A 19,385-nucleotide genomic window follows, 5' to 3' on the forward strand; every position below is an offset into this window, starting at 1 on the left:
TGGTGAGCTCACCCCAGCACCCCGGCACGTGGCGGATCGGTCGCGTCGCCGGCGTCGACGTGCTCATCAAGCCGTCGCTGCTGGTCATGGGCGCCGCGCTCGTCGTGGTGTTCGCGCCCCGCTACGAGGACCGCTCCGACACCAGCCCCTACCTCCTGGCCGCGGTGTTCGTCGTGGCGCTCTACGTCTCGGTGCTCATCCACGAGATCGCGCACGTCCTGGTCGCCCGGGCCTATCGGATGCAGGTCGACTCGGTCACCCTGCACCTGCTCGGCGGCGAGACCCTCATCGCGGGGGAGAGCCGCACCCCCGGGCAGGAGCTGGCGACGTCGATCGCCGGGCCCCTCGCATCGCTCGGCATCGCGCTCGGGGCGTTCGCCGTCTCCGGCTCGATGGAGATCAGCACGACGTCCGACATCATCTGGTCGATCGCGTACGTGAACCTGATCGTCGCGGCCTTCAACATGCTGCCGGGCCTGCCCCTCGACGGCGGACGCGTGTTCCGGGCGATCATCTGGAAGGTCACCGGCGACGAGGAGCGCGGCATCCGGATCGCGGCGTGGATCGGGCGCCTGGCTGCCGTCGGGCTGGTCGGGGCCACCCTCGTGCTCGCGGGGGACGACGCCCGGGACACCACGATCAACGTGCTCATCGCCGCGTTCGTGGCGTTCTTCCTGTGGCAGGGCGCCGGGGACGCCCTCCGCAACGCGGGACACGCCGCCCGCGTCGACCGGTTGGTCGCGCGCGAGATAGGGTTCCCCGGCGCGACCCCTCCGCCCAACGCCGCGGCGTTGTCGGCGGATCTCCGTGGTCCCGACCTGCTGCGCGCGATGGCCGCGCGGCCGGCCGAGGCCTATGCCCTGACCGAAGCCGACGGAAGCGTGTTCGGTGTCCTCACCTCACGCGCCGTCGACGAAGCCTATAGAGCGAGCCGCCGATGACCTCCTTCACCCGCAGTGGACCCCTTCTCGAGGGGGAATGGGTGCGACTGACCGACCCCAAGGGCCGCAAGCACAACGTGCAGCTCGAGGCCGGTCGTGAGTTCTCGACCAAGAAGGGCCAGATCAAGCACGACGACATGATCGGCCAGCCCGAGGGCATCGTGATCCAGTCGTCGATGGAGTTCCCCTACCAGGTCTTCCGTCCGCTGCTGTTCGAGTACGTCGTGTCGATGCCGCGCGGTGCGGCGATCATCTATCCCAAGGACGCCGCGCAGATCGTGGCCCAGGCCGACATCTACCCGGGCGCCCGGGTCGTCGAGGCGGGTGCCGGCTCCGGCAGCCTCACCGCGTACCTCCTGCGCGCGATCGGGCCCACCGGCACGCTCGGCTCGTACGAGCTGCGCGAGGAGTTCGCCGAGAACGTCACCAAGAACGTGCACCAGGTCGCCGGCACGGACCTGCCCGGCTGGACGCTGACGGTCGGTGACGTCCGCTCGTGCATCACCGAGACCGAGATCGACCGCCTGATCCTCGACATGGTCGACCCGTGGACGTGCATCCCGCTCGCGTCCGAGCGTCTGGTGCCCGGCGGCATCGTCTGCGCGTACGTCGCGACGACCACCCAGCTGTCGCTGTTCGTGGAGACGGTGCGCGCCGACGGCGGCTTCACCGAGCCGCGCGCGTGGGAGACGCTGGAGCGGGACTGGCACCTCGAGGGCCTCGCGGTCCGTCCGCAGCACAAGATGAACGGCCACACCGCCTTCCTGGTGACCGCGCGCCGCATGGCTCCGGGCTTCCGTTCGATGGGCACGTCGCGTCGTCCCGCACCCGGTGCGTACGGGCCGGACTACAAGGGACCCCGTCCCGCCGGCCTCGACGAGGAGTAGCACCTCGTCGTGCCCTCCGCCGCACCACGCCCGGCCATGTCTGCGAGATGGCCGTGCATCCGTGGTGACGGCGGGTAGGGTCGTGCGTACGAGCAGGAGGTGTCTGATGAGTGAGAACGAGCACACCGGCATGAGTGGTCCGGCGCGCGGGTCCGAGCAGGAGGCCGCCTACTTGCGGGCCGAGGTCGAGCATCTGCGCCGCCGTCTCGGCACTCAGCGCTCGACCGACTCGCGGCTCTCCGAGCTCGAGGCCAAGCTGGCCGCCACGAGCGGCCAGAACGAGCGGCTCACCGTGACCCTTCGCGAGGCCCGCGACCAGATCGTGACGCTCAAGGAAGAGGTCGACCGGCTGGCCCAGCCCCCGACCGGCTTCGGCACGTTCCTGCAGCGCAACGACGACGAGTCGGTCGACGTGTTCACCGGCGGACGCAAGCTGCGGGTCACCGTGAGCCCGTCGGTCGACAAGGACGCCCTGCGCAAGGGCCAGGAAGTCATCCTGAACGAGGCGATGAACGTCGTCACGGCCCTGGACTTCGAGCAGACCGGCGAGGTCGTCTCGCTCAAGGAGATCCTCGCCGACGGGGAGCGCGCCCTGGTGATGGGCAATGCCGACGAGGAGCGGGTCGTGCGTCTGGCCGAGCCGCTGCTCGGCCTGAAGATCCGCCCCGGCGACTCGCTGCTGCTCGACAGCCGCTCGGGCTACGTCTACGAGCGCGTCCCGAAGTCCGAGGTCGAGGAGCTCGTCCTCGAGGAGGTGCCCGACATCGACTACGAGTCGATCGGCGGGCTGCGTGGCCAGATCGAGTCGATCCGTGACGCGGTCGAGCTGCCCTACCTGCACCCCGACATCTTCATCGAGCACGAGCTCAAGCCGCCCAAGGGCGTGCTGCTCTACGGCCCTCCCGGCTGCGGCAAGACCATGATCGCCAAGGCGGTCGCGGCGTCCCTGGCCAAGAAGGTCTCGGAGAAGACGGGGGAGGAGGGACGTTCGTTCTTCCTCAACATCAAGGGCCCCGAGCTGCTCAACAAGTACGTCGGCGAGACCGAGCGGCACATCCGCCTGGTGTTCCAGCGGGCCCGCGAGAAGGCCAGTGAGGGCACCCCGGTCATCGTGTTCTTCGACGAGATGGACTCGCTGTTCCGCACCCGCGGCTCGGGCGTCTCCTCCGACGTCGAGAACACCATCGTCCCGCAGCTGCTGAGCGAGATCGACGGCGTCGAGGGTCTCGAGAACGTCCTGGTGATCGGTGCGTCCAACCGCGAGGACATGATCGACCCGGCGATCCTGCGTCCCGGGCGCCTGGACGTGAAGATCAAGATCGAGCGCCCCGACGCCGAGTCGGCCCGCGACATCTTCAGCAAGTACCTCACCGCGGGTCTGCCGCTGCACGCCGACGACCTGGCCGAGTGGGGCGGCAACCGGCAGGACACCGTCGACGGGATGATCCAGCGCACGGTCGAGCGCATGTACACCGAGTCCGAGGACAACCAGTTCCTCGAGGTCACCTACGCCAACGGTGACAAGGAGGTCCTGTACTTCAAGGACTTCAACTCCGGCGCCATGATCCAGAACATCGTCGACCGCGCCAAGAAGATGGCCATCAAGGATCTCCTCGAGCACGGTCAGCGCGGGCTGCGGGTGCAGCACATGCTCCAGGCGTGCCTCGATGAGTTCAAGGAGAACGAGGACCTGCCCAACACGACCAACCCCGACGACTGGGCGCGGATCTCGGGCAAGAAGGGTGAGCGCATCGTGTTCATCCGCACCCTGATCTCCGGCAAGAGCGGCAACGAGCCGGGTCGGTCGATCGACACGGTCGCCAACACCGGCCAGTACCTCTGACACCTCGATGGAGCACGCCCTGACGCACGATCTTCGCGTCGTCTCGTACGCCACGGACGACGCCCAGCAGCTCACGGCCGAGGTCCAGGCGGAGTACGGACGACGCTACGGCGGCGACGGCGACATCTCGCCGATCGACGTCCATCAGTTCGACCCGCCCGGCGGACACTTCGTGATGATCTACGTCGACGACGTGCCGGCCGCGATGGGTGGCTGGCGCCGCGGTGGACCCGCAGGGGAGTCCGACGGCGAGATCAAGCGCATGTACGTCCGTCCCGTGTACGCCCGCCGGGGCCTCGCCCGGGCGATCCTGGCCGAGCTCGAGCGGTCGGCCGCTGCCGCCGGCATCACCCGACTGGTGCTGGAGACCGGGCTGGCGCAGCCCGAGGCCATCGCGCTCTACCACTCCTCGGGGTACGTCGAGGTGCCCAAGTTCGGCTTCTACCGCGACTACGACGACAGCGTCCACCTCGGCAAGCAGATCGCCTGACGTCTCACGCGCGCACGTCAGCCGTGGCGGCCGCGGGGGAGCGGAGCGCGAGCGCGACCCCCAACGCGCTGACGCCGAGGCCGACGAGCCCGAGCGGGGTGACCCGGTCGCCGAACATCAGCGCGGCCCACAGCATCGTGGTGGGCGGGGTGAGGTAGAGCCACGTGCTGGCGCGGGTGGCTCCCTGGGTGCGCGTGACGTACAGGTAGGAGCCGTAGCCGCCGAAGCTCGAGAGCACGACGACCCAGGCCACGGCCGTCCAGAACCCACCGGTCGTCGGCACGGTGGCGGAGCCGTCGACGACCGCCAGCAGCCAGAAGCCGACCGCGCCCGTGAGCGTCTGGATCGTCAGGGACAGCAGCACGGACTCCGACGGCTGCCACCGCTGCTGCAGCACCGTGGCGGACGACAGCGCCAGCATCCCGCCGACCGGCAGCAGGTAGACCCACCACGCGACGTCGCCGGACGACAGGTCGCCGCCGACGACCAGCAGGACCCCCGCCAGGCCCAGGCCGAGCCCGCCCAGCTGCGCCCCACGAGCGCGCTCGCCCAGCACCGCGGCGGCCAGGGCGACCACCACGAGCGGCTGCAGCGACGCGATCAGCGCGGTGGTGCCTGCCGTCGCACCGAGGGCCACGCCACCGACGACCAGGCCGAGATAGGCGACCTGGGCGAGCGACCCCAGCAGCACCTGGCGGCGGACGACGTCGCGCTCGAACCGCTCGCGACGCCACACGCACACCGCGACCAGGATCGCTGCGGCCACCAGGTAGCGCCAGGCGAGCAGGGTGGCGGCGGGCGCCTCGCGGGTGCCGAGCTCGGCTCCGATGAATCCCGAGCTCCACAGCACCACCAGCGCAAGGGACGGGGCGAGGCTCGCACGCAGCGGGGGGATGGACATGTGCCCCAGATAACCATACCGTTCGGTATACCCGCAGTGTAGATTCCGGAGGATCTCCCATGACGACCGTCCTCGAGCCCCGCATGACCCCGACGGCGGTGCGCATCCTGCGCACCGCGTCCGAGCTGTTCTACGACCACGGCATCCGTGCCGTCGGCGTCGAGCGCATCGCGGAGGAGGCCGGGACGACGAAGAAGACGATCTATGACCGGTTCGGGTCCAAGGACGGACTGATCAACGCCTATCTGTGTGAGCGTCGCGACCGCTGGCGCGCGTACGTCACGACCTATGTCGACGAGCACCACCCCGAGCCGGGTCCCGCGCGGGTGCTCGCAGTTCTCGACGCGCTCGAGGGATGGCTGGCGCAGAGCTCGCGCGGGTGCGGCTTCGTCAACGCCTACGCCGAGCTGGCCGGCACCGGGCACCCGGCCCTGCCGGTCATCGCCGAGGAGAAGGGCTGGACCCGCGACTACTACGTCCGGCTGCTCACCGAGCTCGACGTGCCTGAGGCGGGACGACGGGGCCGTGAGCTCGCGCTGGTGCAGGAGGGCGCCACCGTGCAGCTGACCGCCGGCTCCCAGCCCGAGGCCCTGGCCGACGCGCGCTCGCTCGCGACGCGCCTGGTCGCCGCGGGCCTCACAGCGCGTGACTCCACCGCCGGGACCGTAGGCTGACGCCATGACTGTTCGTCGCGTCCAGGGCAGCGAGGTCGAGTACGGCATCGCCGTGCAGGGCCAGCCCCACGCCAATCCCATGGTGGCGTCGACGCACGTCGTCAACGCGTACGCCGCAGCGCACGGCCTGACCCGCCGCGCGCGGTGGGACTTCGAGGAGGAGAGCCCGCTGCGGGACGCACGGGGGTTCGACCTGAGCCGGGCCGCCGCCGACCCGTCGCAGCTCACCGACGAGGACATGGGCCTGGCCAACATCATCTTGACCAACGGCGCCCGGCTGTACGTGGACCACGCGCACCCGGAGTACTCGAGCCCCGAGGTCACCAACCCGCTCGACGTCGTCCGGTGGGAGAAGGCGGGCGAGAACGTCATGCGCCTCGGCGCCGACCTGGCCGGTCAGATCCCCAACGCCGCACCGATCGTCCTGTACAAGAACAACGTCGACAACAAGGGCGCGTCCTACGGCTCGCACGAGAACTACCTCATGCGACGTGACGTGCCGTTCGACCAGATCGTCGAGCACCTGACCCCGTTCTTCGTCTCCCGCCAGGTGTTCACCGGCGCCGGTCGAGTGGGACAGCGGCAGGACGGCAGCGTCCACGCGTTCCAGATCAGCCAGCGCGCCGACTACTTCGAGGTGGGCGTCGGTCTCGAGACGACCCTCAAGCGTCCGATCATCAACACCCGGGACGAGCCGCACGCGGATCCCAAGAAGTACCGGCGCCTGCACGTCATCATCGGCGACGCCAACTGCTCCGAGACCGCGATCTACCTCAAGCACGGCACGACGTCGCTGGTGCTGGCGATGATCGAGGCCGGTTTCATCCACCGCAGCCTCGCCCTGGCGGCGCCCGTCACGGCCGTCCATGACATCTCCCACGACCCGACGCTGACGCAGAAGGTCGAGCTGGCCGACGGGCGGACCGTCACGGCGCTGGAGCTGCAGGGGGAGTACCTCCAGCTCGCGAAGGAGTTCGTCGCGCGAGAGGGTTCCGACGAGCAGACCGACGACGTCCTTCGCCGCTGGGAGAGCGTGCTGGACCGGCTCGGCCGCGACCCCATGGAGTGCGTCCGCGAGCTCGACTGGGTCGCGAAGCTCGCCCTGCTCGAGCGCTACCGCGAGCGCGACGCGCTCGACTGGGACCACCCCAAGCTGCACCTGGTCGACCTGCAGTACCACGACGTCCGGCTGCACAAGGGGCTGTATCACCAGCTCGTGCGCACCGGGCGCATGGACCGGCTCCTCACCGACGACCAGATCTCGGCCGCCGTGGTCGATCCGCCGCGCGACACCCGGGCGTACTTCCGGGGCATGTGCCTGGCGAAGTTCAGCAGGGACATCGCCGCGGCGTCGTGGGACTCGGTGATCTTCGACCTGCCCGGGCGCGACTCGCTGCAGCGGATCCCCACGATGGAGCCCCTGCGCGGGACGGCCGAGCACGTCGGCGCGCTGTTCGAGTCCAGCACGACCGCTGCCGAGCTGTTCTCAGCGATCACCGGACGCTGAGACGCCGGCGCGATCGGGCGCCACGCCGTGACGTCCGATCGGCAGCATCAGCGGACGCCCCGACACGGGGTCGACGATCACGCTGCACTCGAGGCCGAACACCTCGCGCACGACGTCCTCGGTCAGCACCACGTGCGGCTCGCCCACCGCGTGCACCCGGCCACCGGCCAGGGCGATGAGCTGATCGGCGTACCGCGCCGCGAGGTTGAGGTCGTGCAGCACCATGACGATCGTGGTGCCGCGGTCGCGGTTGAGGTCGGTCAGCAGGTCGAGCACCTCGATCTGGTGGCTGACGTCGAGGAATGTCGTGGGCTCGTCGAGCAGCAGGACGTCGGTGCGCTGCGCCAGCGCCATCGCGATCCAGACCCGCTGCCGCTGGCCGCCCGACAGCTCGTCGACCGAGCGGTCCGCCAGCTCGACGGTGTCGGTCGCCTCGAGCGCCGCCGCGACCGCCTCGTCGTCCTCGGCGGACCACCGCGACATGAGCCGCTGGTGCGGGTGACGTCCGCGTCCCACGAGATCGCTCACCGTGATGCCCTCGGGCGCCAGGGGTGACTGGGGCAGCAGGCCGAGGGTCCGTGCGAGCTCCTTCGCGGGCAGCCGGTGGACCTGCTTGCCGTCGAGCAGCACCTGGCCGGCCCGCGGGACGAGCAGGCGCGACATCGAGCGCAGCAGGGTCGACTTGCCGCACGCATTGGCCCCGACGATCGCGGTGACCCGGCCCGTGGGGACCACCAGGGACAGGTCCTCGATCACGGTGCGGTCGCGGTAGCCGAGGGTGAGGCCCTCGACCGTGAGGGTGTGGTCGGTGGTCACAGTGAGCCTCCGGCGCGGTTGGTGCGGATGATGAGATAGATCAGGTACGGCGCACCGAGCACACCGGTGACGACGCCCACGGGATAGCGGTGCCCGAAGGCGTACTGGCCGCACAGGTCGGCCACCAGCACCAGGAGGGCGCCCACGAGTGCGGCCGGTACGAGCAGCGACCCGCCCGGACCGACGATGCGGGCGGCGATCGGGCCGGCGAGGAAGGCGACGAACGCGATCGGTCCGGTCGCGGCGGTCGCGAAGGCGATCAGCCCGACCGCGCTCACGATCACCACGAGCCGGGTCAGCTCGACGCGCACACCGAGGGCCGATGCCGCGTCGTCGCCGAGCTGCAGCATCCCCAGGTCGCGCAGCTGCGAGAGCAGGAGGGGAGCGAGGACGAGCAGTGCGACCAGCGTCGGGAGCACGTCCTCCCAGCCGGCGCCGTTGAGGCTCCCGGTCAGCCACCGCTGTGCCTCCTGCAGGTCCCACTGGGCGGCCCGGCTGAGGACGTACGCAGTGAGGCTCTCCAGCATCGCCGCGACGCCGATGCCGATGAGGATGAGTCGGGTGCCGGCCACACCGTCCCGGTAGGACAGGACGTAGATGAGCATCGCGACGCCGAGACCCACGGTGATCGCGAACAGGGACACCGCGGGACCGCTCAGCGAGAGCGACACGATCGCGAAGGCGGCAGCCGCGCTGGCGCCCGCGCTGATGCCGATCACGTCGGGACTGGCCAGCGGGTTGCGGAGCATCGTCTGGAAGGTGACGCCGGACAGCCCGAAGCACAGTCCGGCGATGAGCCCCATGACCGCGCGGGGGAGCCGGAGGCGTCCCACCGTGAAGGATGCGCCCGGCACGTCGTGGCCGGTGATGACGGCCCAGACGTCGGCCGGCGGGTAGAACGTCCGGCCGACCATGAGGCTGGTCGCGAACGCGGCGACGACCAGGACCGCCAGGACGGCCGTGACGACGCGACGGCGTGCGGACCGGCGCTCCCGACTGCTCGTGACGAGCTGCACGGTCTGGCTGCTCACAGCTCACGCACCTTGTGCCGGCGGACGATGTGGATGAAGAAGGGCGCGCCGATCAGCGCGGTGATGATGCCGACGTCGATCTCGCTGGGCCGGGCCACGACGCGTCCGGCGACGTCCGCGGCCGTCAGCAGCGCGGCCCCGCCGACGGCCGAGAACGGGATGAGCCAACGGTGGTCGACGCCCACCAGGAGGCGGCACAGGTGGGGGATGAGCAGCCCCACGAAGCCGATGGGCCCCGCGACGGACGTGCTGGCGCCGCACAGCATGACGGCTCCGACGGCTGCCGCCGCACGCGTCAGCGCGACGTGCTCGCCGAGGGCGGACGCGACGTCGTCCCCGAGGGCCAGCGTGTTGAGCCCGCGCGAGGTCAGGAGGCAGATCGCGAAGCCGATCAGCAGGAACGGCAGGACGAGGCGGATCGTGTCGAACGAGGCCCCGCCGACACCACCGATCTGCCACGAGCGCACATTGCCGGAGATGTCGCCGCGGGGGAGCACCAGGGCGGTGATGAACGAGGCGAACGCCGCCGAGGTCGCGGTGCCTGCGAGCGCCAGCTTGAGCGGTGTCGTCCCCCCGCGTCCGAGCGACGCGACGACGTAGACGAACACGGCTGCAGCCGCGGCGCCGCCGATCGCGACCCACACGAAGCTCGACGGGGTGCTCATCCCGAACCAGGCGATGCCGACGACGACTGCGAGCGAGGCGCCCATGTTGACGCCGAGGATCTCCGGATCTGCCAGGGGGTTGCGGGTCACGCCCTGCAGCACGGCTCCGGCCGCACCGAGCGCGGCACCGACCACGACCGCGAGGAGCGTGCGGGGGATCCGCTTGGTGACGGCCGCCTCGCCGAGGGTGTCGCTGGACCCGCCGAGTCCAGCGACGATGTCGGACCAGCCCACCGGGCGGGAGCCGACCGCGACGGACAGCAGCATCAGGGCGACGAGGACGGCCAGGGCCAGCACGAGCCACGCCAGGCGCACCTGCCTCGGGCGTCGCACGACGGCGACGCCCGAGGGGGTGACCCGGTCGGGCCGCTGGTCAAGACTCACGCGCCGGCAGCGGCCTTCGCCATCATCTCGACGTAGTCCTTCAGGACGTACGAGATCGACAGCGGGGTCGGGTTCGCGGCGGTGCCGAGCGGCGTGTTGGGCAGCAGGACGATCGAGTCGTTCTTGACCGCGGGCATCTTGGACAGCAGCGGATCGTCCTTGAGCGCCTTGACCAGCTTCTCGTCGCCGTACGTCACGACGATGTCGACGTCGTCCAGCGCGTCGACCTGCTCGGCGCTCTGCGTCATGGAGAACTGATCGGTCGAGCTCGAGGCCTTCTCGATGCTCGCCGGCGTCTTCAGACCGAGGTCCGCGAAGAACTTCGCGCGGGTGTCGTGCGTCGTGTAGAAGCTGACCTCGCTCAGGTCGGTGGTGTCGACGTGGGTCAGGAACATCGCGGACTTGTCGGCCAGCTCGGGGGCCTTGGCCACCGTCTCCTCGATCTCGGCCTCCAGGTCCGCGACGAGCTTGTCGCCCTCGTCGGCCATGCCCATCGCGGTGCTGTTGAGCTCGATCATCTCGCGCCAGTCGGTCGCCCACGCCTGCTCGGGGTACGCCACGACCGGGGCGATCTCGCTGAGGGTCTTGTAGTCCTCCTTGGTCAGTCCCGAGTAGGACGCGAGGATGACGTCGGGGGCGGTGTCGGCAACCGCCTCGAAGTCGATGCCGTCGGTCTCGTCGAACAGGACCGGCTTCTCGCCGCCGAGCTCCTTGAGCTTGTCGTCGACCCACGGCAGCAGACCGTCGCCGTCGTCGTCGCCGAAGTTCGCGGCGGCCATGCCGACGGGGACGACACCGAGCGCGAGGGGGACCTCGTGATTGGCCCAGTTGACCGTCGCGACGCGCGTGGGCTTCTTCTCGATCGTCGCGGTGCCGAGCGCGTGCTCGATCGTGATCGGGTACTGGGTCTTGGAGCCCGATCCGTCCGCGGACGGGGAGTCGTCGGAGGTGCTGCCACAGCCGGCGAGGAGGAGGGACGCTGCGGCGACGCAGGCGAGGAGGCGCGGTGTACGCACGGGAGTTCCTTTCGAGTGGTGACGCGCTGGGAGCACGCGGTGACCAGAGGGGCGGCCGCAGGACGACCGGGGTGTGGTGAGCCTAGCCTTACCTCCGGTCAGGCTGTCACCGGGTCGTCCTGAAGCGCGTGAAGGACGCGCCGGTGCTGGCAGGTGGGGCTAGTGTTGTGTCATGTCAGAGCAGCAGCACAAGAACACGCGCAAGCCCGCCGAGGCCGAGGACCAGGCCGACTCGACCGAGGTGGACGCCGACGCCAAGGCCAAGCTCGACGACGACGTCGACTCGATCCTCGACGAGATCGACGACGTGCTCGAGGAGAACGCCGAGGAGTTCGTCCGCAGCTTCGTGCAGAAGGGCGGCCAGTGATGCTGCCCGAGGGCACCCGTCTGACCGGATCCTCCTCGTTCGCGGACTACCTGGCCGGTACCGCTCCTGAGCTCATGCCGGGAGCGGCCTCACGGACCGGCGGTGCGCACGCGGACCTCGCACCCCACGCCACGACCATCGTCGCGGCGACCTTCGACGGCGGCGTGGTGATGGCGGGCGACCGGCGCGCCACGATGGGCAACGTGATCGCCCAGCGCGACATCGAGAAGGTGTTCCCGGCCGACGAGTACTCGTGCATCGGCATCGCGGGCAGCGCGGGGCTCGCGATCGAGATGGTGCGCCTGTTCCAGGTCGAGCTCGAGCACTACGAGAAGATCGAGGGCACGGTGCTGTCGGCCGACGGCAAGGCCAACCGCCTCGCCGCGCTCATCCGCGGCAACCTCGGACTCGCGATGCAGGGTCTCGCGGTCGTCCCGCTGTTCGCCGGCTTCGACCTGGAGACGCAACGCGGACGCATCTTCTCCTACGACGTGACCGGTGGTCGCTACGAGGAGCACAGCGGCTTCCACTCCGTCGGCTCCGGCTCGGTCTTCGCCCGTGGCTCGCTGAAGAAGCTCTACAGCCGCGGCCTGACCGAGGGTGACTGCGTCACCGCCGCGATCCAGGCGCTCTACGACGCCGCGGACGACGACTCGGCCACCGGTGGTCCCGACCTCACCCGCAGGATCTTCCCGGTCGTGTCGGTCGTGACGGCAGACGGCTACCGTCGCCTCGCCGACGACGAGGTCGGCGCGATCGCCGACGACGTCATCGGGGGACGCCTCGTGCGTCCCGACGGCCCGTCAGCGCCGCTCAACTGACTTCAGACGTGGACCGAGGAGAGGAATCCGATGACGCAGCAGTTCTACGTCTCGCCCGAGCAGCTCATGAAGGACCGGGCGGACTTCGCCCGCAAGGGCATCAGCCGCGGTCGCAGCGTGGCGGTCGTCCAGTACGCCGACGGCATCCTGTTCGTGGCCGAGAACCCGTCGCGGGCGCTGCACAAGGTCAGCGAGATCTACGACCGCATCGGCTTCGCCGCGGTCGGGCGCTACAACGAGTTCGAGAACCTGCGGATCGCGGGCGTCCGCCTGGCCGACCTGCGCGGCTATTCCTACGACCGTCGTGACGTCACCGGGCGCAGCCTCGCCAACGCGTACGCCCAGACGCTCGGGACGATCTTCTCGGCGGGCAGCGAGAAGCCGTACGAGGTCGAGATCTTCGTCGGCGAGCTCGGTGCCGACTCCGCGTCCGACCAGGTCTACCGGCTGATGTACGACGGCTCGGTCGCCGACGTGCAGGGCTTCGGCGTGATGGGCGGGCAGAGCGAGCAGGTCGAGGCGTACCTCGGCGAGCACTACACACGGGGTCTCGACCTGGCCTCGGCCATCAAGGTCGCCGTGACCGCCCTCGGTCAGGACACCGACCCGGCGCGCACGGTCGACGCGGCGGCCCTGGAGATCGGCGTCCTGACCCGTTCGCGCCCCCAGCCGCGCAAGTTCAAGCGGCTCAGCGACGCCGACGTCGTGGCAGCGCTCGAGGCCTAGCTACGAGCTGCGCCGGGCCCGACGTGCCTCGACGGTGCGCTGGACCCGGCGCTTGACGTGCCCGAGGCGTGCGCGGACGCGATCCTTCAACGCGCCCGGGCGACGCAGGATGATCAGGTCCTGGAAGATAGTGCCCGGCTCGCCGCACCACGTGCCCCGGTCGATCGTCACGATCTCGAGACCGGCGGCCTCGACCATCGAGCGGACGAGGGACTCCTCGAACGCGATCGCCCGCAACGGGTCGTCGGGGTCGTTGTAGCGCGTGTGCGCGTCCAGCTCGTAGATCATCGGATAGACGCTCGCGTCGGACTGGATCAGCGGCAGCCGCGCGTCGTCGTACACGAACCAGGTCGTGACGGCGATCCCGCCAGGCTTGAGCACGCGCTTGAACTCGCCGAGGTAGTGCTCGATGTCGGCGCGGTAGAAGTGGGTGAAGATGCTGAACAGCGAGATCGTGTCGATCGAGCCGATCTTCGCCGGGAAGCGGACCTCGAGCGGGTCGACGGTGCCCGAGGGGTTGTAGCGGTCATTCCTGACGTCGATGTGGTGGAACCTGAAGTTCGGGGCCACGGGGGTCAGGCTGCGCTTGCACCACCTGACCTGCTTGCGGAGCACGTCGAAGCCGATGTAGGTGCCGTGGAAGTCCGTGCCGGCCAGCAGCCCGAGAGGGAGACGCCCGTAGCAGCTGCCGACGTCGAGCAGGGTGCCGTCGGCCTTGAGCCCACGTTCCATCATCAGCCGGGCCAGGGAGGTGCCGCTCCTCACGAGCGCTTCGTCGTCCTCCTTCATGATGCGCAGCTGCATGGGGGGCATGGGCAGGTCGATCGCCAGGGACGTCATGCCGCGATGGTAGCGGCGATGCGGCGTAGATCACACCCGTTCGCGCGTCAGCACGCACAGTGTGCAGTGCCGGTCTAGGCTGACGACATGGACCGGCGCATCTTCGGTATCGAGAACGAGTACGGGGTCACGTGCTCGTTCAAGGGGCAGCGCCGGTTGTCACCCGATGAGGTGGCTCGCTACCTGTTCCGGCGCGTCGTGTCGTGGGGGCGCAGCAGCAACGTTTTCCTGCGCAACGGCGCCCGTCTGTATCTCGACGTCGGCAGCCATCCCGAGTACGCGACGCCGGAGTGCGACGACCTCGTCGACCTGGTCACGCACGACCGTGCGGGCGAGCGGATCCTCGAGGGCCTGATGATCGACGCCCAGAAGCGGCTCGCCGACGACGGCGTCGAGGGCGACATCTACCTGTTCAAGAACAACACCGACTCGGCCGGCAACTCCTACGGCTGCCACGAGAACTACCTCGTGAGCCGGGCGGGGGAGTTCAGCCGCCTCGCCGAGGTGCTGATCCCGTTCCTGGTCTCCCGCCAGATCATCACCGGCGCCGGCAAGATCCAGCAGACGCCGCGCGGCACGATCTTCTCGGTCAGCCAGCGGGCGGAGCACATCTGGGAGGGGGTCTCGAGCGCGACGACCCGTTCCCGCCCGATCATCAACACCCGTGACGAGCCGCACGCCGACGCCGAGCGGTTCCGGCGCCTGCACGTGATCGTCGGCGACTCCAACATGAGCGAGACCACGACCCTGCTCAAGTTCGCGACGACCGATCTCGTCCTGCGGATGATCGAGGCCGGGGTCTCGATGCGCGACATGACGCTGGACAACCCGATCCGGGCGATCCGCGAGATCGCGCACGACATGACCGGCCAGCGAAAGGTGCAGCTCGCCAACGGTCGTGAGCTGTCCGCGCTCGAGATCCAGGCCGAGTACTTCGGCAAGGCGGCCGAGTTCGTCGACAAGAACGGCCTGCACACGCCGACGATCACCCGGGCGCTGGACCTGTGGGAGCGCACCCTCAAGGCCGTCGAGTCCGAGGACCTCTCGCTCGTCGAGCGCGAGATCGACTGGGTCATCAAGTACAAGCTGCTCGACCGCTACCGGTCCACGCACGACATGGCCTGGAGCGATCCGCGGATCGCCCAGCTCGACCTCGCGTACCACGACATCCGTCGCGACCGCGGCATCTTCTACCTCCTGGAGAACAAGGGTGCGGTCGCCCGGGTCACCAACGACCTCGACGTGTTCGCGGCCAAGAACGTCCCGCCGCAGACCACGCGGGCGCGGCTCCGCGGCGACTTCATCAAGCGGGCGCAGGAGCGGCGCCGTGACTTCACGGTCGACTGGGTGCACCTCAAGCTCAACGACCAGGCGCAGCGCACCGTGCTCTGCAAGGATCCGTTCCGGAGCCAGGACGAGCGCGTCCAGAGGCTGATCGACGGGATGTGAGCACCGGGGCCTTGCGCCCGGTCGTTACGATTGCCCACGATCTGTCCCCCTCCCTTCGAAGGTTGTCTCCGTGCGCCGCATTCTCCTGGCATCCATTGCCGCAAGCCTCGTCCTCGCCGGATGCGGTGGCAGTGACGGCAAGGACGGCGCCGGCCTGTCGGCCATCAAGGTCACCGGCGGCAAGACCCCCAAGGTGACCTTCGACAAGGGCTTCGAGGTCGCCAAGACCGAGAGCAAGGTCCTCAAGAAGGGCGGCGGCGACACGATCGAGGAGGGTGACTCGATCAAGCTCGACTACGTCGGCGTCAACGGCACCACGGCCAAGCTGTTCGACAGCACGTACGCCGCGAGCCCCCAGACCGTGGCCCTGTCCAAGGACACGATCCTCGCCGGATTCGTCAAGGGTCTCGAGGGCCGCAAGGTCGGCAGCCGCGTGCTGGTCGCGATCCCGCCGACCGACGGCTTCGGCGAGCAGGGCCAGCCGAGCTTCGAGATCGGCAAGGCCGACACCATGGTGCTGGTCTTCGACATCCGGTCCAAGGTCCCCACCGAGGTCACCGGCGACGCCAAGGCGCTGCCGTCCTCGCTGCCCAAGCTCAAGCTCGACGGCGACAAGCACCCGTCCGGCTTCACCCCGACGGCCACGACCAAGAAGAAGCAGACCAAGGCGAGCTCGCACACCGTCATCCAGGGCGACGGGGCCAAGGTCAAGGCCGATCAGAGCGTGACGGTCCAGTACGTCGGCCAGGTGTACCCGGACGGCAAGGTCTTCGACACCAGCTGGACCAAGGGCGTCCCGTTCACCCAGTCGCTCGGCGGCCTCATCAAGTGCTGGCAGAGCGAGCTCGTCGGGCAGAAGGTCGGCAGCCGCGTCGTGCTGGTGTGCCCGCCCGACACCGCCTACGCGGGCACCGAGAGCGAGCTGAAGGACGACACGCTGATCTTCGCCATCGACTTGCTCGACGCTTCCTGACATCCTCCTGTCATGGCCGAGCGCAAGACTGAGAGGTTGATGAACCTCATCTTCGCTTTGTTGGTGAGTCGTCAGTACCTCACGAAGGACCAGATCCGCGAGTCGATCGCCGACTACCGCGACTCGACGCCGCAGGCGTTCGACCGCAAGTTCGAGCGCGACAAGGAAGAGCTGCGTGAGCTCGGCATCAACGTCGAGATGGGCTCGATCGACAAGTACTTCAACGACGAGCCGGGCTATCGCATCCGCCGCGACGAGGCCGAGCTGCCCGATCTGGAGCTGACCCGCGAGGAGGCCGCGGTCATCGGTCTGGCGACCCAGGTGTGGGAGCACGCAGGTCTTGCGAGCGAGTCGACGACCGCGCTGGTGAAGCTCAAGGCGATCGGCGTCGACGTCGACACCAGCGTCCTGCGGATGGCCGAGCCCAAGCTGTCGGCCGACGAGCCGTCCTTCGACGTGATGTGGGACGCCGTGACCCGTCGCATCCCGGTCACCTTCGCGTACGCCCGCCCTAACCAGGAGCCCATGCAGCGGCACCTCGAGCCGTGGGGGATCATCTCGTGGCACGACCGCTGGTACGTCGGTGGCCTCGACCTCGACCGGGGCGAGCCCCGCATCTTCCGGCTCTCGCGGGTCATCGGCGACGTCGAGACGCAGGGCCCCGCGGGGTCGTACGACATCCCCGAGGGCACGGACATGAAGGACCTGGCGCGCGCCCTGTTCCCGCCCGATCCCGTCGAGGCGGCCGTCCTGCGCATGCGCAAGGGGCGGGGCCAGTCGCTGCGCCGGCTCGCCGAGAAGGTCACGCCGATCGACGAGGACCACGACGAGGTGGAGGTCCGCTACTCCTCGCGCTGGGAGCTCGCCGCGGAGGTCGCCTCGTACGGCCCCGACGTCGTCGCCCTGTCGCCCCCTGAGGTTCGCGAGGCCGTGGTGCAGCGTCTGCGCGCGGCTGTGAGCGGCACGCTGGGTCTCGGGGAGGGGTCCGCATGAGCAGGTCGAGGCAGCAGGTCGTGCGGATGCTGGCACTCGTGCCCTACCTGCAGGGCAATGACGGCGTCCCGGTCAACGAGGTCGCGGCGGAGTTCGGCGTGACGCCCAAGGTGATCCGCGACGACCTGCGGCTGCTGATGTACACCGGCACGGGGGAGTATGCGGGCGAGCTGATCGACTTCGACCTCACCGCGCTGGAGCAGGACGGCATCGTGCACATCCGCGACGCGGAGTTCATGACCCGCCCCCTGCGCATCAGCGCTCGCGAGGGCATCGCCCTCATCGTCGCGTTGCGCACCCTGAGGGCGTCGGCCAGCGGGCCCGAGCTCTCGGTCATCGACAGCGCCCTGGCCAAGCTCGAGAGCGCGGTCGGCGACTCCGCCTCCGCGCCCGTCGACGTCCTGCTCGACGAGGTCGACCCGGTCATCCACGGGGAGATCGTCCACGCGCTCGCCTCGGGCAAGCGGCTGCAGATCACGTACGCCACTGCCACGAGCGATCAGCAGTCCGACCGTGAGGTCGACCCGCGCCGGCTGTTCACCGAGCAGGGGCGGCTCTACCTCGAGGCCTGGTGCCTCCGTGCCGAGGACCTGCGGTTCTTCCGCCTGGACCGCGTCATCGCCGCCCGGGCGACTGAGGTCGACGCGCAGGACCACGACGCGAAGGCCCGTGATCTCTCCGACGGCTTCTTCACGGTGGGCGAGCAGACCCCGTACGTCCTGGTCGATCTCCACCCACGCGCCCACTGGCTGACCGAGTACTACCAGGTCGACCTGTTGGAGGAGGGCCGGGACGGCGTCTGGCGGGCCAAGATCTACGGTGCGGACTGGGGATGGCTGCGCCGGCTCGTGCTCCGCAACGCCGGATCCGTGGCCGTCGTCGAGCCCGAGTCCCTTCGGGTGCGGGTGATCGAGGAAGCCCGCGTAGCCTTGCAGGCGTACGATGAAGTGGTCACGTCGAACTAGAGGAAGGGAGCAATCATGTTCCGAGGTGGAATCGGTGCTCCGGAGATCCTGATCATCCTGGGGATCGTCGTCCTGCTGTTCGGCGGCAGGAAGCTCCCCGAGCTGGCCCGCGGCTCGGGCAAGGCCCTGCGCATCTTCAAGACCGAGGTCTCGGCGCTGCACGACGATGACGACGACAAGCCCGCGAAGCCTGCGTCGCTCGAGACCGTCGAGGCGTCCGAGGCGGACAAGAAGCGCGAACAGGCCTGACGCTTGGCGCTGAGGCGCGGCACGCCACCCCCGGCACCGGGCGGCACGATGCCGCTCATGGGACATCTGCGTGAGCTGCGGTCCCGGTTGGTGCGCGCGGTCCTGGCGATCGCCGTCGGCACGATCATCGCGCTGGTCTTCTACGACCCGGTGCTGGACTTCCTGACCCGACCCTACGAGTCGATCCAGCCGCTGCTGCTGGAGCGCGGGATCGACTCCGAGCTCGTCATCACGGGAGTCGGCGGCGCCCTGCAGTTCCAGCTGAAGATCTCGCTGGTCGTGGGCATCTTGCTGTCGAGCCCCGTGTGGCTGTGGCAGATCTGGGCCTTCGTCCTGCCCGCCCTGCACCGGCACGAGAAGCGGTGGGCCCTGCTGCTCACCGCCACCGGGGCACCGCTGTTCATCGCCGGAGCCGCGCTGGCGTACCTGATCCTGCCCAAGGCCATGGACGTGCTGATCGGCTTCGTGCCCGACGGGGTGGGCAGCCTCATCACCGGAGCGGAGTACTTCAACTTCATCATCCGCATGCTGCTGGTCTTCGGCGTCGCCGCCGAGATCCCCCTGGTGGTCGTGCTGCTCAACCGCATCGGCGCGGTGAGCGCGGCCCAGCTCGCGAGCGCGCGCCCGTGGATCGTGATCGGCATCTTCGTGTTCGCGGCGGTCGCGACCCCCACGACGGACCCGCTGACGATGCTGTTCCTTGCCGTGCCGATGACCGTGCTCTATCTGTTCTCGGAGATCATCGCGAAGCTCACCGACCGCAAGCGCCGCAAGATCGCCGCCCGGACCGAGCTCGCAGACGACGAGCTGTCCCCGCTCGACGACTGAGCCCGCCCGGCGCCGCCCG

21 protein-coding genes are annotated in these 19,385 nt (G+C 69.4%); 15 read left to right on the forward strand and 6 right to left on the reverse strand.

Annotated features, from left to right (window positions below):
- Positions 1-2 precede the first annotated feature (2 nt).
- The 4 genes from GEV26_RS08670 to GEV26_RS08685 all read left to right on the forward strand — a co-directional run bounded on the left by GEV26_RS08670 (position 3) and on the right by GEV26_RS08685 (position 4,161).
- On the forward strand, positions 3-941 hold the full coding sequence (locus GEV26_RS08670) for a site-2 protease family protein (RefSeq protein ID WP_153652697.1): 939 nt from the start codon (positions 3-5) through the stop codon (positions 939-941).
- Positions 938-1,828: a tRNA (adenine-N1)-methyltransferase gene (locus tag GEV26_RS08675; RefSeq protein WP_153652698.1), complete on the forward strand. Its 891-nt coding sequence runs from the start codon at positions 938-940 to the stop codon at positions 1,826-1,828. The genes GEV26_RS08670 and GEV26_RS08675 overlap by 4 nt, the downstream gene beginning before the upstream one ends.
- A gap of 106 nt (positions 1,829-1,934) precedes the next feature.
- A complete protein-coding gene (gene arc, locus GEV26_RS08680) occupies positions 1,935-3,671 on the forward strand; it encodes a proteasome ATPase (RefSeq protein ID WP_153652699.1) in 1,737 nt (578 codons plus the stop codon).
- Between the two features lie 7 nt (positions 3,672-3,678).
- On the forward strand, positions 3,679-4,161 hold the full coding sequence (locus GEV26_RS08685; RefSeq protein ID WP_153652700.1) for a GNAT family N-acetyltransferase: 483 nt from the start codon (positions 3,679-3,681) through the stop codon (positions 4,159-4,161).
- Positions 4,162-4,165: 4 nt separating this feature from the next.
- Here GEV26_RS08685 and GEV26_RS08690 read toward each other — a convergent pair whose 3' ends face one another.
- On the reverse strand, positions 4,166-5,062 hold the full coding sequence (locus GEV26_RS08690) for a DMT family transporter (RefSeq protein WP_153652701.1): 897 nt from the start codon (positions 5,060-5,062) through the stop codon (positions 4,166-4,168).
- Between the two features lie 59 nt (positions 5,063-5,121).
- On the opposite strand from GEV26_RS08690, the gene GEV26_RS08695 reads away from it, so the two are divergent.
- A complete protein-coding gene (locus GEV26_RS08695; protein WP_153652702.1) occupies positions 5,122-5,736 on the forward strand; it encodes a TetR/AcrR family transcriptional regulator in 615 nt (204 codons plus the stop codon).
- 4 nt (positions 5,737-5,740) lie between these two features.
- The gene (dop, locus tag GEV26_RS08700) at positions 5,741-7,243 is read left to right on the forward strand and encodes a depupylase/deamidase Dop (RefSeq protein ID WP_153652703.1); all 1,503 of its coding nucleotides are present in this window, start codon (positions 5,741-5,743) and stop codon (positions 7,241-7,243) included.
- Here dop and GEV26_RS08705 read toward each other — a convergent pair.
- The 4 genes from GEV26_RS08705 to GEV26_RS08720 are packed head-to-tail and all read right to left on the reverse strand — an operon-like array spanning position 7,223 to position 11,155.
- Entirely contained in the window at positions 7,223-8,059 is an 837-nt protein-coding gene (locus tag GEV26_RS08705) for an ABC transporter ATP-binding protein (protein WP_153652704.1), read from the reverse strand. The two genes, dop and GEV26_RS08705, sit on opposite strands and share 21 nt — an antisense overlap.
- On the reverse strand, positions 8,056-9,090 hold the full coding sequence (locus GEV26_RS08710) for a FecCD family ABC transporter permease (protein WP_153652705.1): 1,035 nt from the start codon (positions 9,088-9,090) through the stop codon (positions 8,056-8,058). The genes GEV26_RS08705 and GEV26_RS08710 overlap by 4 nt, the downstream gene beginning before the upstream one ends.
- On the reverse strand, positions 9,087-10,139 hold the full coding sequence (locus GEV26_RS08715) for a FecCD family ABC transporter permease (RefSeq protein WP_243839036.1): 1,053 nt from the start codon (positions 10,137-10,139) through the stop codon (positions 9,087-9,089). The genes GEV26_RS08710 and GEV26_RS08715 overlap by 4 nt, the downstream gene beginning before the upstream one ends.
- The gene (locus GEV26_RS08720) at positions 10,136-11,155 is read right to left on the reverse strand and encodes an iron-siderophore ABC transporter substrate-binding protein (RefSeq protein WP_153652706.1); all 1,020 of its coding nucleotides are present in this window, start codon (positions 11,153-11,155) and stop codon (positions 10,136-10,138) included. Before GEV26_RS08720 ends, GEV26_RS08715 begins: the two co-directional genes overlap by 4 nt.
- Positions 11,156-11,327: 172 nt before the next feature.
- Between GEV26_RS08720 and GEV26_RS08725 the strand changes: the two genes are divergently transcribed.
- From GEV26_RS08725 to prcA, 3 genes are read left to right on the forward strand one after another with little or no spacing between them, the layout of a single operon-like run.
- Positions 11,328-11,522 (forward strand): ubiquitin-like protein Pup, encoded by a 195-nt coding sequence (locus GEV26_RS08725; protein WP_153652707.1) that lies wholly within the window; start codon positions 11,328-11,330, stop codon positions 11,520-11,522.
- Complete coding sequence (prcB, locus tag GEV26_RS08730; RefSeq protein ID WP_153655026.1) at positions 11,522-12,343, forward strand: proteasome subunit beta; 822 nt, start codon at positions 11,522-11,524, stop codon at positions 12,341-12,343. The genes GEV26_RS08725 and prcB overlap by 1 nt, the downstream gene beginning before the upstream one ends.
- A gap of 30 nt (positions 12,344-12,373) precedes the next feature.
- Complete coding sequence (gene prcA / locus GEV26_RS08735) at positions 12,374-13,069, forward strand: proteasome subunit alpha (protein WP_153652708.1); 696 nt, start codon at positions 12,374-12,376, stop codon at positions 13,067-13,069.
- Here the strand turns inward: prcA and GEV26_RS08740 are convergent, their stop codons facing one another.
- Complete coding sequence (locus GEV26_RS08740) at positions 13,070-13,909, reverse strand: class I SAM-dependent methyltransferase (RefSeq protein WP_153652709.1); 840 nt, start codon at positions 13,907-13,909, stop codon at positions 13,070-13,072.
- Between the two features lie 87 nt (positions 13,910-13,996).
- Between GEV26_RS08740 and pafA the strand changes: the two genes are divergently transcribed.
- The 6 genes from pafA to tatC all read left to right on the forward strand — a co-directional run bounded on the left by pafA (position 13,997) and on the right by tatC (position 19,366).
- Positions 13,997-15,358 (forward strand): Pup--protein ligase, encoded by a 1,362-nt coding sequence (gene pafA, locus GEV26_RS08745; protein WP_153652710.1) that lies wholly within the window; start codon positions 13,997-13,999, stop codon positions 15,356-15,358.
- 70 nt (positions 15,359-15,428) lie between these two features.
- Positions 15,429-16,331 (forward strand): FKBP-type peptidyl-prolyl cis-trans isomerase, encoded by a 903-nt coding sequence (locus GEV26_RS08750; RefSeq protein ID WP_153652711.1) that lies wholly within the window; start codon positions 15,429-15,431, stop codon positions 16,329-16,331.
- A 12-nt stretch (positions 16,332-16,343) separates the two neighbouring features.
- On the forward strand, positions 16,344-17,324 hold the full coding sequence (locus GEV26_RS08755; protein WP_153652712.1) for a helix-turn-helix transcriptional regulator: 981 nt from the start codon (positions 16,344-16,346) through the stop codon (positions 17,322-17,324).
- The gene (locus GEV26_RS08760; RefSeq protein WP_153652713.1) at positions 17,321-18,289 is read left to right on the forward strand and encodes a helix-turn-helix transcriptional regulator; all 969 of its coding nucleotides are present in this window, start codon (positions 17,321-17,323) and stop codon (positions 18,287-18,289) included. The genes GEV26_RS08755 and GEV26_RS08760 overlap by 4 nt, the downstream gene beginning before the upstream one ends.
- A 15-nt stretch (positions 18,290-18,304) precedes the next feature.
- A complete protein-coding gene (tatA, locus tag GEV26_RS08765) occupies positions 18,305-18,538 on the forward strand; it encodes a twin-arginine translocase TatA/TatE family subunit (protein WP_153652714.1) in 234 nt (77 codons plus the stop codon).
- A gap of 57 nt (positions 18,539-18,595) precedes the next feature.
- Positions 18,596-19,366: a twin-arginine translocase subunit TatC gene (gene tatC, locus GEV26_RS08770; RefSeq protein WP_228765145.1), complete on the forward strand. Its 771-nt coding sequence runs from the start codon at positions 18,596-18,598 to the stop codon at positions 19,364-19,366.
- The last annotated feature ends 19 nt before the right edge of the window (positions 19,367-19,385 follow it).

Origin of the sequence: Aeromicrobium yanjiei (assembly GCF_009649075.1) — a bacterium.
GTDB lineage: Bacteria > Actinomycetota > Actinomycetes > Propionibacteriales > Nocardioidaceae > Aeromicrobium > Aeromicrobium yanjiei.

Excerpts from the sequence above, each read along its gene's own strand:
- prcA (WP_153652708.1), top strand. The coding sequence starts at position 12,374 with ATGACGCAGCAGTTCTACGTCTCGCCCGAGCAGCTCATGAAGGACCGG.
- GEV26_RS08760 (WP_153652713.1), top strand. The coding sequence starts at position 17,321 with ATGAGCAGGTCGAGGCAGCAGGTCGTGCGGATGCTGGCACTCGTGCCC.
- tatA (WP_153652714.1), top strand. The coding sequence starts at position 18,305 with ATGTTCCGAGGTGGAATCGGTGCTCCGGAGATCCTGATCATCCTGGGG.
- GEV26_RS08690 (WP_153652701.1), bottom strand. The coding sequence starts at position 5,062 with ATGTCCATCCCCCCGCTGCGTGCGAGCCTCGCCCCGTCCCTTGCGCTG.
- arc (WP_153652699.1), top strand. The coding sequence starts at position 1,935 with ATGAGTGAGAACGAGCACACCGGCATGAGTGGTCCGGCGCGCGGGTCC.
- GEV26_RS08755 (WP_153652712.1), top strand. The coding sequence starts at position 16,344 with ATGGCCGAGCGCAAGACTGAGAGGTTGATGAACCTCATCTTCGCTTTG.
- tatC (WP_228765145.1), top strand. The coding sequence starts at position 18,596 with ATGGGACATCTGCGTGAGCTGCGGTCCCGGTTGGTGCGCGCGGTCCTG.
- pafA (WP_153652710.1), top strand. The coding sequence starts at position 13,997 with ATGGACCGGCGCATCTTCGGTATCGAGAACGAGTACGGGGTCACGTGC.
- GEV26_RS08725 (WP_153652707.1), top strand. The coding sequence starts at position 11,328 with ATGTCAGAGCAGCAGCACAAGAACACGCGCAAGCCCGCCGAGGCCGAG.
- GEV26_RS08695 (WP_153652702.1), top strand. The coding sequence starts at position 5,122 with ATGACGACCGTCCTCGAGCCCCGCATGACCCCGACGGCGGTGCGCATC.
- dop (WP_153652703.1), top strand. The coding sequence starts at position 5,741 with ATGACTGTTCGTCGCGTCCAGGGCAGCGAGGTCGAGTACGGCATCGCC.
- GEV26_RS08740 (WP_153652709.1), bottom strand. The coding sequence starts at position 13,909 with ATGACGTCCCTGGCGATCGACCTGCCCATGCCCCCCATGCAGCTGCGC.
- GEV26_RS08675 (WP_153652698.1), top strand. The coding sequence starts at position 938 with ATGACCTCCTTCACCCGCAGTGGACCCCTTCTCGAGGGGGAATGGGTG.
- prcB (WP_153655026.1), top strand. The coding sequence starts at position 11,522 with ATGCTGCCCGAGGGCACCCGTCTGACCGGATCCTCCTCGTTCGCGGAC.
- GEV26_RS08685 (WP_153652700.1), top strand. The coding sequence starts at position 3,679 with ATGGAGCACGCCCTGACGCACGATCTTCGCGTCGTCTCGTACGCCACG.